We start from the raw sequence: 588 nt of genomic DNA, 5'->3' as shown, positions 1-588 counted from the left end.
CAACTTTGAGCGTATCCTCCGAAAGCTCTCATAAAATCTCCCGTAAAAGAAGCTTTGATTCCTTCTCCCGTTTATATAGGAATGGAAAAAGGATTGATAACGAGATTCGAGGAAATTACGAGATGCCCTTTGGAAATTCAAGATTCTTTGATAAGTATATTGAGCGATAAAATTTTGAATATTCCCGAGCAGAATTCTATACTTTTTGCAAAAGCGGGATTCAATATAATAGCCACGGCAAATACGAGAGACAAAGGCATAAACGAAATGAGCAGCGCGCTAAAAAGAAGATTCAATTTTGAAACGGTAGAACCGATAAAAAATCCTCAAATCGAAGCGGAAATTATAAAAAATCAATGCGAAAGTTTATTCGAGCTTGCCGATATTGACATAACGGTAGAAAACGATGTCGTGGAAGTTTTGGCTACGACTTTTAGCGAATTAAGAAGCGGAAAAAGTTTTGAAAACGCTAAAATACAGGAATTAAATTCAGTCGTTAGCACCGCCGAAGCCGTTTCGGTTTATTATCAATCGGCTCTTCATTCTTACTATTACGGGAATAAAAAAATAGAAATGTCGACTCTAGTA

Annotated in this window: 1 pseudogene; it reads left to right on the top strand. The window is 36.6% G+C overall.

Annotation, left to right across the window (positions count from 1 at the left end):
• Positions 1–33: 33 nt before the first annotated feature.
• Positions 34–588: pseudogene (locus EZH24_RS13215) on the top strand (AAA family ATPase); the annotation flags it as partial.

The organism is Brachyspira catarrhinii (assembly GCF_005518285.1).
In the GTDB taxonomy this organism is placed as follows: domain Bacteria; phylum Spirochaetota; class Brachyspiria; order Brachyspirales; family Brachyspiraceae; genus Brachyspira; species Brachyspira catarrhinii.
This window is presented reverse-complemented; position numbering and strand designations above follow the sequence as displayed.